Origin of the sequence: Candidatus Zymogenus saltonus (assembly GCA_016929395.1) — a bacterium.
GTDB classification, from domain to species: Bacteria; Desulfobacterota; Zymogenia; order Zymogenales; family Zymogenaceae; genus Zymogenus; species Zymogenus saltonus.
On the sequence record JAFGIX010000085.1, the window covers coordinates 1 to 12,729 of the forward strand.

Annotated in this window: 10 protein-coding genes; 1 reads left to right on the forward strand and 9 read right to left on the reverse strand. The window is 53.7% G+C overall.

Features of this window, described 5'->3' with window-relative positions; all coding sequences use genetic code 11:
* The 7 genes from JW984_15485 to JW984_15515 form a co-directional block, all read right to left on the reverse strand.
* Positions 1-267 (reverse strand): tetratricopeptide repeat protein (locus tag JW984_15485; protein MBN1574599.1); only part of this gene is annotated, 267 nt, incomplete at its 3' end.
* Between the two features lie 299 nt (positions 268-566).
* The gene (locus tag JW984_15490) at positions 567-1,766 is read right to left on the reverse strand and encodes a cofactor-independent phosphoglycerate mutase (GenBank protein ID MBN1574600.1); all 1,200 of its coding nucleotides are present in this window, start codon (positions 1,764-1,766) and stop codon (positions 567-569) included.
* Positions 1,767-1,863: 97 nt separating this feature from the next.
* The gene (locus JW984_15495) at positions 1,864-2,934 is read right to left on the reverse strand and encodes a threonine synthase (GenBank protein ID MBN1574601.1); all 1,071 of its coding nucleotides are present in this window, start codon (positions 2,932-2,934) and stop codon (positions 1,864-1,866) included.
* Positions 2,921-4,264 (reverse strand): homoserine dehydrogenase, encoded by a 1,344-nt coding sequence (locus JW984_15500; protein MBN1574602.1) that lies wholly within the window; start codon positions 4,262-4,264, stop codon positions 2,921-2,923. The genes JW984_15495 and JW984_15500 overlap by 14 nt, the downstream gene beginning before the upstream one ends.
* Before the next feature lie 61 nt (positions 4,265-4,325).
* On the reverse strand, positions 4,326-5,489 hold the full coding sequence (locus JW984_15505) for an aminotransferase class I/II-fold pyridoxal phosphate-dependent enzyme (GenBank protein MBN1574603.1): 1,164 nt from the start codon (positions 5,487-5,489) through the stop codon (positions 4,326-4,328).
* Positions 5,490-5,824: 335 nt separating this feature from the next.
* On the reverse strand, positions 5,825-7,270 hold the full coding sequence (locus tag JW984_15510) for a B12-binding domain-containing radical SAM protein (protein ID MBN1574604.1): 1,446 nt from the start codon (positions 7,268-7,270) through the stop codon (positions 5,825-5,827).
* A gap of 55 nt (positions 7,271-7,325) precedes the next feature.
* Positions 7,326-8,267 carry a lysophospholipid acyltransferase family protein gene (locus tag JW984_15515; GenBank protein MBN1574605.1) on the reverse strand — a complete coding sequence of 314 codons (942 nt, stop codon included), beginning with the start codon at positions 8,265-8,267 and terminating at the stop codon, positions 7,326-7,328.
* Between the two features lie 128 nt (positions 8,268-8,395).
* Here JW984_15515 and JW984_15520 point away from each other — a divergent pair, with 128 nt between their 5' ends.
* A complete protein-coding gene (locus JW984_15520) occupies positions 8,396-9,145 on the forward strand; it encodes a response regulator (protein ID MBN1574606.1) in 750 nt (249 codons plus the stop codon).
* Positions 9,146-9,407: 262 nt separating this feature from the next.
* Here JW984_15520 and JW984_15525 read toward each other — a convergent pair whose 3' ends face one another.
* Together JW984_15525 and JW984_15530 are read right to left on the reverse strand one after the other, a co-directional pair.
* Positions 9,408-10,724 carry a TIGR00341 family protein gene (locus JW984_15525; protein MBN1574607.1) on the reverse strand — a complete coding sequence of 439 codons (1,317 nt, stop codon included), beginning with the start codon at positions 10,722-10,724 and terminating at the stop codon, positions 9,408-9,410.
* A 234-nt stretch (positions 10,725-10,958) separates the two neighbouring features.
* Complete coding sequence (locus JW984_15530; protein ID MBN1574608.1) at positions 10,959-12,614, reverse strand: thiamine pyrophosphate-binding protein; 1,656 nt, start codon at positions 12,612-12,614, stop codon at positions 10,959-10,961.
* Positions 12,615-12,729: the final 115 nt, after the last annotated feature.

The following is a 12,729-nucleotide window of genomic DNA, read 5'->3' on the forward strand; positions in this document are numbered from 1 at the left end:
ACTTATCACCTTGGTATAGTCCGCTATCGCCTCGTTGTATTTCTTCAAAGCCGTGTATGCACTCCCCCTGGCGTTGTAGGCCCAGGCATAATTCGGGTCGATACTTATTGCCTTGGTGTAATACTCGATTTGCTTGTTGGGATCTGTTTCTTTATATCCCTTTATCGCCCATTCTTTCGCGGCATCGCTCTGTGCGCTTACCACAGCCTGCGCCAAAAGAAAGGCGCCAACAATAAACAAAATCACGGTCAGTCTTAAATTTTTCATTCTTGAACCTCATGTTAATGATTTTTATATTAATCTGGATTCCAGTTTTCACGGGAATGACATATATTGTTCCGTCCTCCTTGCAATGACAAAAAGGGGTGAAAGATAGAATAAATATTCTGTCATCCCCAACTTGATTGGGAATCCAGCCTGTCCCCGCGTATGCGGGGGAAAAATATCTATCTGGATTCCCGTTTTCACGGGAATGACATATAATTCTGGATTCCCGATTCCCAAGGGAATGACAAATATTATTTCGTTAATTCTTCAGCTCCACGCAGGCACCCTCCACTCCGACGTCAACCGAAGAGCCACCCCATCAGCGCATGGCCCTTATTGACAAAGAGGCCGGTCTTTCCGCATGCGGACTCTGAGAAACCAACAGCGCCGTTACTTTTAAATCCGGTTCCGAAAAACGAGAATGGAACCGGATCTGTGTCGTGGGTCTTTATCCTCACCGGCGTGCGGTGATCCGGCATGAGGAGAATTCTGTATTTGTCGAACTTCTTCAATCCGGAGAGCACCGGGCCTACGATATTTTTGTCGAACTCCTCTATGGCCCTGACCTTGATCGCGGCGTCCCCCTCGTGCCCCGCCTCGTCCGGCGCCTCCACGTGGAGGTAGACGAAATCCGCCCCGGAGGAGAGCGCGTTCAAGGCCGCCTCGACCTTCCCCGCGTAGTTCGTGTCTATCCAGCCGGTCGCCCCCTCGACCTTGATAATCGATAGGTCCATAAGGACCCCGAGCCCCTGAACGAGATCGACCGCGCTTACCACGGCGCCCCGCCCTATCCCGAAGCGCTCCCCGAATGGTGGAAAGGCAGGCTTTGTCCCCTGTCCCCAGAACCAGATGGAGTTCGCCGGCCTCTCCCCCTTCGACACCCGTGCCCCGTTTACCGGATGATCCGGCAGTTCCCGCTGGGAGTCCCTCATCAGCTTCAATATCCTACCCGCCCCGTCTCCGTGGGGGAGGTATGTCCCGATCTCCTCGCCGGAGATATCGTGGGGGGGGGTGGTGACTATACCACCGATGCCGTTCTTCCAGACCATTATATGGCGGTAGCTCTTGCCCGGATAGAACGAAAACTCGTGGTTTCCGAACTCCCTTTCGATATACTCCACGATCTTTGTCGACTCCTCGGTCGTGATGCGCCCTGCGGAGTAATCCTCCATCCGCCTCCTGCCTCTTTTTTCGCTTAACGTAACGAGATTCATCCGAAAGGCGATGTCGGTGGGCGAGAGGTCGATCCCCATGCTGGCCGCTTCGATGGGCGCCCTTCCTGTGTAAAATTCGGCCGGGTCGTAGCCCATAATCGACATGTTGGCCACATCGGAGCCCGGCTCGAAGCCATCGGGTACGGTGGACACCAGCCCCGAGACGCCGCCCCTCGCGATCTCGTCCATGTTGGGCGTCTTCGCGTACTGGAGGGGCGTCTTCCCGCCGAGCTCATCGACAGGCTCATCGGCCATCCCGTCCCCCAGAAGTACGATGTGTTTTATAGATTTCATCGCTTCATACCAATATTAAATTAAACTATTGATTATATGCCAATCCCCCCGGTGCAGCTTCAAGGAGATGATAGAATTCAGGGTTGAATTACAGACCCATCGCCTTGAGGACATCCGCCATGTCCGGCTTGACCGATGTGGTCTCCGGGGCGACCCTTATCGCGTTGTCCGGGTCTTTGAGGCCGTGGCCGGTGAGCGTGCAGACGATCGTATCGCCTGGCTTGAACATGTCCCTCTTCTTTATAACACCGGCGATAGACGCCGCCGATGACGGCTCGCAGAAGACCCCTTCCCTGAATGCGACAAGCCGGTAGGCTTCGAGGATCTCCTCGTCCGTTACTATATCGATCAGCCCCCCCGACTCGTCCCGGGCCGCCTCCGCCCTCTTCCACGATGCAGGGTTTCCGATCCTGATGGCGGTGGCCACGGTCTCCGGGTTCTTGACTATCTCGCCCCTCACTATCGGCGCCGCCCCCTCAGCCTGAAAGCCGATCATCTTGGGGAGCTTCTTGGCGATCCCATCCTTGTGATACTCGGTGTATCCCATCCAGTAGGAGGTGATGTTCCCGGCGTTACCCACAGGAAGGGAGTGATAGTCTGGTGCGTCTCCCAGCGCCTCCACTATCTCGAAGGCCGCCGTCTTCTGCCCGACAATCCTGTGCTCGTTTAGGGAGTTGACCATCGTTATGGGGTGGTTCTCCGAGATGTCACGGACGAGGGCGAGCGCCTCGTCGAAGTTTCCTTTGACCTCGATGACCTTCGCCCCGTGCATCACTGCCTGGGAGAGTTTCCCCAGGGCGATCTTCCCCTCCGGTATCAAGACGAAGGCCTTGAGCCCGGCCCTCGCCGCGTAGGCGGCGGCGGAAGCGGAGGTGTTTCCCGTCGATGCGCAGATCACAGCGGTCGATCCCTCCTCCACCGCCTTCGTCACCGCAACGGTCATCCCCCTGTCCTTAAACGAGCAGGTGGGGTTCATGCCGTCGTACTTGAAGTAGAGAGTGATCCCCTTCTTTTCGTTGCCGAATATTTCCGCCTCGATGTTTCTCGCCCTAATTAGGGGGGTGTTACCCTCCATCAGGGTAATTACGTTTTCCCTCTTTTTAACGGGAAGCCTGTCCCAATATTTATCGATAAGCCCCGAATATCTATCGCCACTCATCTTTTCTCCCTCCCTTTTTCATCGCCGTATCCTCGATCCTTATGAAAATCGACGGCCTGCTTATAACGTCGAGAGCGTCAATCTCTTTTAGCGCCACGCGAATGTCCTTTTCCCTCGCCTCGTGGATCATCATGACTATTGGGACGTCCTCGTGTCCCTCTGCCCTCCCCTTCTGGATCACCGAGGCTATGCTGATATTAAACTTGCCGAGAATTCCGGAAATCTTCGAGAGGACGCCCGGCTTATCCAAGGCCGAAAACCTGAGGTAGTAGTTGGTAACGACGTCTTCCATCGGCTTCGGCCTTACCTTCTTGATATCGGCGTAGTCAAACGAGAGGGGCGGGACCCTCTTCTTTGTCTTCGATATGACGTTTCTCGAAAGCTCGATGACGTCCGAGACCACCGCCGTCCCTGTCGGCATCATTCCGGCCCCCTGACCGTAGAGGAGGATCGTCCCCACCGCCCTCCCCCTGATGTAGATGGCGTTCAGGTTAAAGCTGACGTTGGAGAGGAGATACCTGAAGGGTATCAACGTCGGGTGAACCCTCGCCTCTATGCCGTCCTCGGTGTCCTTTAGGATCGACAGGAGCTTTACCTTGTAGCCCATCTCGCCGGCGAACTTGATATCGATAGGATCTATCTTCGAGATGCCCTCGATGTAGATGTCCTCGAAGTCCACCTTAACGCCGTAGGTTATGGGGATAATTATGGCAAGCTTGTGGGCGCTGTCTATCCCCTCGATGTCAAGGGTCGGGTCGGCCTCCGCGTAGCCGAGCTCCTGCGCCTCTTTTAGGGCCTCGGCAAACGCCATCTTGTCGTCGGTCATCCTGGTCAGGATATAGTTACAGGTTCCGTTTGTAATCCCGAAGATGAACTCGACCCTGTCCCCGACAAGGCCCTCCTTCAGTGTCCTTATGATTGGGATTCCGCCCCCCACCGAGGCCTCGAAGTTTATGTCGACGCCTACCTCGTGGGCCGCCTTGTATATCTCCTCTCCCGCTTCCGCCAGAAGCGCCTTGTTGGCGGTGACCACGTTTTTGCCAGATTTTATGGCCGAGAGAATCAGCTCCTGGGCGATATCGATCCCCCCGACGGTCTCCACCACAATCGATATGTCGGGATTGTCGATTATCTCCTTTATGTCGGTGGTAAGAACCGACCTGTCGATATTCACGCCCCTGTCCCTTTTAATATCTATGTCACAGATCTTCTCGATGGTAATGTCATATCCAAGCCTTCTCTTAATCAGGTTGCTGTTCTCGCTCAAGATTTTAACGACCCCCGTGCCGACGGTGCCGTAACCGATTACACCAACCTTTATTGAATCCAACTTTTTATCCGCCATAACTCCGCCTCAATAGAAACTCAAATAGTAAACCGGATTTTTTTATTTACAGGACATTTTTTATCCCCTTCACCGCCTGTTTGATCCTGTGGGTATTTTCCACCAGGGCAAACCTGACGTAGTCATCCCCCTGGGCGCCGAAGCCGACTCCGGGGGATACGGCCACCTTCGCCTCCCTCAGGAGGAGCTTGGAGAACTCCAGAGATCCCATCTCTCTGAACTCGTCGGGGATCTTCGCCCAGACGAACATTGTGGCCTTGGGCGGCTCTATCTCCCAGCCTGCCCTCGAGAGGCCGTCTATGAGGGCGTCCCTCCTCTTTTTATAGTTGGCCCTTACCTCCTCCACGCAATCCTGATCCTCGTTTAAGGCTATTATCGAAGCGACCTGAATAGGCTGGAATACGCCGTAGTCGAGGTAGCTCTTCATCCTCGCCAAGGCGGAGACAAGTTTTTTATTTCCGGCGGCGAAGCCAACCCGCCACCCGGGCATGTTGTAGCTCTTGGACATCGACGTGAATTCTATTCCCACCTCCTTTGCCCCGTCCACTTCGAGAAAGCTCGGCGCTTTGTAGCCGTCGAACACGATATCCGAGTAGGCGAAATCGTGAACGACTATGACGTCGTTTTCGTGGGCGAAGCTCACCACCTCCTCGAAGAAGCCCTTGTCCACAACTCTGGTCGTCGGATTATGGGGAAATGAGATGATCATCATCACCGGCTTTGGCCATATCAGCTTCATCGCCGTCATAAGATCCGTAAAGAAGTCCCTGTCGGGACTCAAGGGGATGCTCCTTATATCACCGCCGGCGATTATCACCGAATAGGTGTGAATGGGGTATGTTGGATTCGGGACGAAGACGGAGCTTCCCGGCTCCACGACCGAGAGGACGAAATGGGAGATGCCCTCCTTTGCCCCTATGGTCACGATGATCTCCTCCTCAGGGTCAAGCTCTACGTTGTACTCCCGCCTGTATTTCTCCGCCACGGCCGCCCTCAGCTTGTAGATCCCCCGAGAAGAGCTGTAGCGGTGGTTCTTCGGATTGCCGGCCGCCTCCACAAGCTTTTCCACTATGTGGGGGGGCGTAGCCTTGTCGGGGTTTCCCATCCCGAGGTCGATGATGTCATCCCCCTTTCGCCTCGCCTCGATCTTCAGGGCGTCCACCTCGGCGAAGACGTAGGGGGGGAGCCTCTTTATCCTGTGAAAATCCATATCTTTGTCGTTTTCCTTTACCTGCACACCTTAAACTGCGATGATTTCCATCTTCGTGTTTGACATCGTTCAAATAAATGCGTTTCAAACGATGATTTACACTTTCGGCTTAATAAATTTCAGTTATTCTATCACACGGAAAATCGGTGTCAAACCATTTCGTCTCAATTTTATACTTCGGTTTTACTATATTGACCGAGCACGGCCCAAAGCGGCTGTTACCCCATATGACGAGCCGCATCAAAACCCGGCAATTGGAATATACCCCCAGTTCGGACCGTCCTCTATTCCCCATCCCAAAAAAACAGGACTGCAAACCTCTCTCTCCCAAAATATCAATCCTCAAGCTGGCGGCCGTATCCCAGCTCCCTTATGGTATCCGAGACGATTCTCCTTATCACGGGGGGATTCGCCTTAAGCCAGATCGCGATCAGATCATCGGCCGTAATATCGACAAGCTTAATCCCCTTTTCAATATCCTCCATCTCGGATATTCCCCTGACCACCAGGTCGTGGGACTTGTGTCTGAAGAGGTTTGGGATCATCTTCAGAAGCCTCCTATGGAGCGACTCAACTTCATCCCTCGCTCCCAGGCTCTCCTCAACTATATTCTTCCTCTCGTAAAACTCCTCCCACAGAGACCTCACCCCCTCCTCCAATTCCTCGGGGGTCATCTTCTCGGGGGTAAAGACGGCGTGGGTGGTGTTGTAGCGGGACCAGCCGCGGTCTATTATCCTCCCCTTAGCCGTAAGCTTATCATGGAGGGGGGTCCCGGGGTAAGGGGTCAATATGAGAAACTCCGGCTCCACCAGGCCGCTCCTCTCGATGAATCCAAGTGTCCTCTCAAAGATCGACTCGTCGTCGTGATCAAAGCCGAATATGAACGACCCCATTACCTTGATGCCGGCATCCTGAAGCCTTTTGATATGCTCCATCGATCTCTCGACCGTGCTTTTATACGAGGATATATCCCTCTTCAGTCCGAAGGAGACGGAGGGTCCTATGTCGACGTACATCGACCAACAGCCTGACCTCCTTATCAGGTCGACGTAGTCCTTGTCCGACGCTATGTGAAGGGGGGCCATCCCCGTCCATTTCTTGTCCATTTTCGACATCCTTTTGAAGAGCTCGGTGAAATTTCTCTTCTTTATCAGGATGTTGTCGTCGACAAAATAGACGTGGGAGGGGAGCGCCTCGAGGTCCGATACCACCTCTTCCATGGAGCGGATTCTGTATTTCCTGCCGAAGTTCTTCGGGACCGCGCAGAACTCGCAGTTCAGAGGGCATCCCCGCGTTATCTGTATCGAACGGATCGGAAGGTAGTTCTCCTCCTTCAGGAGGTCGTACCGGGGACGTGGAAGCCCCGTCAGGTCAGGCTTGTGCTCGCATATGTAGAATCCCTTCGACCGCCCCTCCTCGAGATCCTTGATAAGCCCCTCCCACAGCCCCTCAGCCTCTCCCACGAGCACCGCATCCGCGTGCTCCATCGCCTCCCCGGGGAGGAGGGAGGGGTGGGCGCCGCCGAGCACGACCTTGATCCCCCTCGACCGAAAACCGTCGGCCAGCTCATAGGCCCTCTCGGCCTGCGGGGTCATCGCGGAGATGACGACCATATCGGCCTCGAGGTCATCCGGAACGGGCTCCAGACGCTCGTCTATAAACTCGATGTCATATCCTTCGGGGGTGTTAGCCGCCAGAGTTATTAACCCCAGCGGAGCTATGAAGGCCCGATACTTCAAGGGGAGCCCCTCGAAATCGGGAAATATCATCGTCATCTTCATTATATATATTTACTCTCTCTTATAATGGTTTTTGGCATTCAATGGCTCCCACCCTTCAGCTCCCCCCTTTCCAGAAGGGATAGAACATGTACCACTGGTCGGGGTACTCTCTGATAAATTTCTCTACCACCTCGGCCACCTTTTTCACGTTCCTCTCGATGTCCAGCTTTCTGTTTCCGCTCTTTTCCGGGAAGATCGGCTCACACACGATCGGCTGATATTTCCCCTCCCCGTTCAGCACTACAAAGGTCGGGACTATGGGCGCACCGGAGATGTGGGAGATCAGAGAGGGCCCCAGGGGAAATTCGGTGTCCCTGCCGAAGAACTTGATCGTGATTCCCTCTCCGAGGATCACCCTGTCCCCCTTCATCGCCACTATCTCCCCCTCTCTCAAGAGGCGAATCAACTTCAAGGATATTTCGTAAGTGCCTCCCATGGGTATGCTCTCAACGTTCTTTGTAGACCTCGTCTTTCCCCTGAATCTCTCGAAGGCCTCAAACCTGTCCGGGATATAGACCATATGGACCTTCTTTTTCGATTCTGCAAGCGCAATCCCCCCCACCTCCCAGTTGCCGATATGCCCCGTTACGAAGATGGCCCCCTTCCCCGCATCAAGCGCCCTGTTCACATTCTCCCAGCCTATCGGCCGCTCCACAATCTCGTTCTTTCTCTCGTCCGGGATTGAGGCGGTGTAAAAGAGATCCACGAAAGACTTCGTCACGTTTAAAAAGACCCTCCACGTGAGCTTTTTTATCTCCCAGCTTGAGGCGGAATCCTTTAGTGCGACTCTCAGGTTTCCCTCGACCGCCCTTCTAAACCTCCCCCCAACGATGAAATAGAAAAGGGCGAAAAGGTAACGGATAACGTGGGGAACCCACCTCGGAAAGGTCGCCATGAACCAGGGTGTAATCGAAAGGAGGAACCTCACTATTATAGAATTGTGGTACCACCAAAAAAACCTGGACTGCTCCGAGCTTCTTTCTCTCTCGTCTTCCATTGTTTTTATGCTATCCTTAAAACGGCCGAAAATCAAGCCTTTTTCAAGAAGGAACGAATCTTCTTGAACTGGCTATTTACATCTCCTAAAAGATATGCTATTTTAGCATCACGAAAGAGGTTGATATTATGAAGAGTAAAATACTTATAGTAGACGACTTGAGGTTCTTCCTGGACGTTCAAAGATCGATGCTCTCCCAGGTGGACTGCGATATTTTAACGGCCCGATCCGGGATCGAGGCGTTGAAGATAATCAAGAAAAGCAAGCCCCAGCTTGTCCTTCTGGACTATGAGATGCCGGATCTCAACGGCGACAAGGCCTGCGAAATACTGAAGAAGGACCCCCGCTACAAAGATATCCCCATTATCATAACATCCAGCAAGGCCGGAAAGGAGGCGAAGCTCAAATGCATGGGGGCCGGGGCGGACTGCTACCTCACCAAGCCGGTGGACCAGAAGGAGCTCGTCGAGGCGGTCAGCAAGCTCCTCAAGGTCAGGAGCTCCCTCTACTACCCCAGGGCCGCCATGAGGGGGGAGGTCTACGTCAAGTTTAATGACGAGGTGGATAAATACCTCAGCGTGGATATCTCGGTGACAGGGATCTTCCTCGAATCGACAGATCCCCTAATCCCTAACGATGTCGTCACCCTCCACTTCACCATCCCGATGCCGAAGAGGGATGTTCGGACCCAGGGAAGAGTAAGCCGTATCCTGACGATAGAAGATATGGAAAATTTCGGGGTGTTCCCCGGAATGGCTGTGGAGTTTTTAAACCTTGACCTGGAGGACAGGAGATACATCGAGCAATACATCGATAACGCCCTCAAGATGAGGAAACACGACCTCTTGGACAACAATCACAACATCCACTTCATTTGACGACAGGCTCTCCCCGATCCCTTCGGGTTGATTCGGCGGGATAAATGAGGAATTTTAGAAAGCTTCCTTCCTTCCCGATCCCAAAATCACCCAAGCAGAATGTTAAAAAGAACACGACCAAAAGGAAGCAATATCTTTATACCGGACTCCATCCTTCTGAAGGCACAAGCGGTCCCAGAACTCAAGCCCGAATAATACCGGAGCCTTTTGCTACACTTATCTTCGCCGGATTAATCCCCCACATCCCAAACCATTCCAACCGTTACAGGTTTACGGTAATGATAAACTCTATCTTGATGTCGGACAGCTTGTGGTGCTTGCCGAGTATCGTCTTCTTTAGATCCTCTATTTGATACTTCTTCGGGAGGGTCCCCCCCTTGAGCGTAAGGTACAAAACGCTGCCTTCGTCGTCCTTCTTGATCTCCATATTGTAAACCGTAGTATTGGAAAGCTCTTTCTCCACATAGGCGTTCGTCCGGCTCTTTATCTTCTCGTCAGAATAGCGCTCCCACATGAAATAACTCACAGGGATCGTTATGGCGGTCAGGATTACAACGGAGACTATTATCTGACGGATGGCGCGCTTCTTGACCATTTCCACGTCCGCAAAGACGGGATGGATTCTCATGATCCAGAAGATCACAGCGCTGGACAAAGATATGGAGATGAGGTTTATAAGAAACAGGGTCATCGCCCCCAGGGTTATGTCCAGGTTCAGCGTCCCGACCCCTATACCGATGGTGCAGAGCGGGGGCATGAGGGCCACCGCAATCGCGATTCCCACAAGGGTATTGCTGACCTTCCTGTTGGCGTTGCCGTATGCGCCCACCGTTCCGGAGGCAATGGCTATAATAACGTCGAAGAGATCGGGGCGGGTCCTGGCCAGTATCTCCGCCGAGTACCCCGAAATCGGTGTAAAAAACGCTATGCCGGCGGAGATGAGCACGGCTAGCACGGTACCCCTCAAGATCGAAACCGTTGAGTTTCTGATGAGATTCAGGTCGCCCCATATCACGCCGAGGGAGAAGGCGAGGATGGGCGTCATTAGGGGCGCCACGATCATCGCCCCGATGATTACTGCTGTGGAGCCTTGAATCAGCCCCGCCGTCGCTATTATCGCCGACAGCGTGGTCAGGATGTAGTACTCGATTGTTGGCGTGGCGCCTTCGGAGAGCATCCGATGGACGTTGAAATCCTCGGCCTCCTTCTCCTTTATCTTCTTGTACTCCTCACGCTTCTTCTTCCAGAAGTTGACGCTGAGATAGTTCTTTAGGGTTCTCTCCTCCGGATTAATTACGTGGTCTATTATCTCCCTGACCTCTTTGGTCTGGGACGTGATCTTTTCCGCCAGGGTGGTTTCGTCTTCCTTGTCGGGATGGTTTTCGTGATGACCCTTGTTTTTATGGTCATCGGCATTCGGTGTTTCCTCTCTATGCTTTTTGCCATCGTCGAGGCCGAAATATCTCATCAACCTTGAATAGAGGGGGAGCTTCTCCCGGCCGGTCTCCTCCGGCCCGGTTATCTCCCTTTCTTCCTCGCTCCACTTCCCCGTTGATTTTAAGTCTCCCGGCTTTTTCAAGATTTAGACATCCTTTAAAGCTAAACCAACGGATGTAAAATACTAACTCAAGCAGTAGAATGCAAGATGAACTTTCATTACCCTTCTCCCCTTCTCCCCCTCTCCCCCCTTCCTCCTCGATCCAGCCACGTCCTGCAGAAAACGACCGAAAATTGCCGTTCCCACTCATCCCCCTCCCCTTTAAGTCAATCACCACCCATTCCAATATCCAACTAAGATTAAATCCCGAACAGTCTACACGTTTAACGCCGCCACAAATATGTAGGTTATGGGGCTTGTTACCGTCGGGTCGGTTATGATGTTTACCACCGCCGTCTTCTTTGAATCTTGAGCCCTCTTCAGGGCCGGAATAATCTCCTTTGCCTCCGTGACGTACTCTGCGTGGGCGCCCAGACCCTGGGCCATCAGGTCGTAGCGTACCGGCCCCAGGTCTGTCCCCACGACCCTGTTGTACTGGAGCTCCTGTCCGTGCTTCACCATCCCCCAGGCCTGGTCGTTCAAGATCACGATGATTATCGGGATATTGTGGCGAATAGAGGTCTCGATCTCCATTCCGTTAAGCCCGAAGGAGCCGTCCCCTGTGACCACAACCGCCTGCCTGTCCGGCCTCGCGAGCTTTCCCGCGAGGTTCAGGGGGATTCCGCTTCCGAGGCAGCCCATGAGGTTTCCCACGTTTGAAAGCATCTGCCCGGGGCCGCCCGCCTTCAGATGAACGGCGCCGAAATAGGAAACGTCGCCCCCATCGACGGAATAGGTGGCCTTATTCCCGAACGTCTTGTAGACGTCGCTCACGGCCCTCACCGGGTGGATCGGGGAGGCGTCGGAGTCCTTCAGCTTGTTTTCCTCCGCCATCATAGCGACCCCTGTATCGATCGCCTCCTTGGCCCAGGCGGAGTGATCGCACTTTCCGATTCTTTCAGCTATCGCCGCCGTAACCATTCCGACGTCACCGACAATCCCCACCTCGTGGGGGACATTTTTCCCCACCTCGTCTCCCGAGATGTCGACCCTTATGATCTTCGCGTTAGGATATATCGCCCCGTAGGAGGCGAGCCAAGTCATCCTTAGGCCAAGGACGAGTATGACGTCCGCCTGAGCGGCGGCAAAGGTCAGGCCCATCAGCCCGCCGTCCCAGAGACTCATCGGGTGGGTATCCGGCACCATCCCCCTCCCCTCGTTGAAGAGGATAAACGGGATATTCGTCTTCTCGACGAGCTTCGTAAGTGCCTCGCCGGCGTTTCCCCACCTTACCCCTCCCCCCCCGATAATGAGCGGCTTTTTCGCTTCTTGAAGGAGTTTTGCCGCTGCATCAATAGCCTTTGGGTCGCCCGCCGGTTTGTATTCGGCCCTGTTCGGGCGGGGAAACTTGATCGTATCCAGATCCACCCTCTCCTTCAGAATATCGACTGGGATTTCAAGATAGACCGGCCCGGGGCGGTCGCTCAGGGCGTGCCTGAAGGCGACCCCGATATACTCGGGAATTCGCTCCACGTCGTTTACGAGGAAGGTAGACTTCGCCACCGTCCGCATGATCGCCATCTGGTCTACGTCCTGGAGCGCCCCGAGATCGTTCTCCTTCCTTGGGCTCCTTCCCCCAATAACCAGCATAGGGATGTGGGAGCATTGGGCATCCATGACACCCGTTACGGCGTTGGCAAGGCCCGGCCCGGCGGTGACGAGGCAAACGCCGAGCTGGTCAGACGCGATCGACCATCCCATTGCCATAAACGCCGCAGCCTGCTCGTGCCTTACGTCGATGACCTTGATCTTGCTGTCGATACACGCATCGTATATTTTATCTATGTGCCCGCCCGACAGCGTAAAAATATAGCTTATCCCCTCCTCTTCGAGGGCCTTTACAACCAGCTGACCTCCATGTACTTCAGGCATATTTCCCCCCTTATTTTCTAATAAATCAATGGAAAATCTATATCACGATATAGTTTTAGGGTCAAACTAAAATTATTAGTAAAATTTTTTCGTAAATCGATAAAACAGAACCAAT

What these genes read in the sequence shown, in the direction of transcription:
- JW984_15495 (MBN1574601.1), bottom strand. Translation starts at nt 2,934, where the DNA reads ATGAGTGGCGATAGATATTCGGGGCTTATCGATAAATATTGGGACAGG.
- JW984_15505 (MBN1574603.1), bottom strand. Translation starts at nt 5,489, where the DNA reads ATGGATTTTCACAGGATAAAGAGGCTCCCCCCCTACGTCTTCGCCGAG.
- JW984_15510 (MBN1574604.1), bottom strand. Translation starts at nt 7,270, where the DNA reads ATGAAGATGACGATGATATTTCCCGATTTCGAGGGGCTCCCCTTGAAG.
- JW984_15515 (MBN1574605.1), bottom strand. Translation starts at nt 8,267, where the DNA reads ATGGAAGACGAGAGAGAAAGAAGCTCGGAGCAGTCCAGGTTTTTTTGG.
- JW984_15520 (MBN1574606.1), top strand. Translation starts at nt 8,396, where the DNA reads ATGAAGAGTAAAATACTTATAGTAGACGACTTGAGGTTCTTCCTGGAC.
- JW984_15530 (MBN1574608.1), bottom strand. Translation starts at nt 12,614, where the DNA reads ATGCCTGAAGTACATGGAGGTCAGCTGGTTGTAAAGGCCCTCGAAGAG.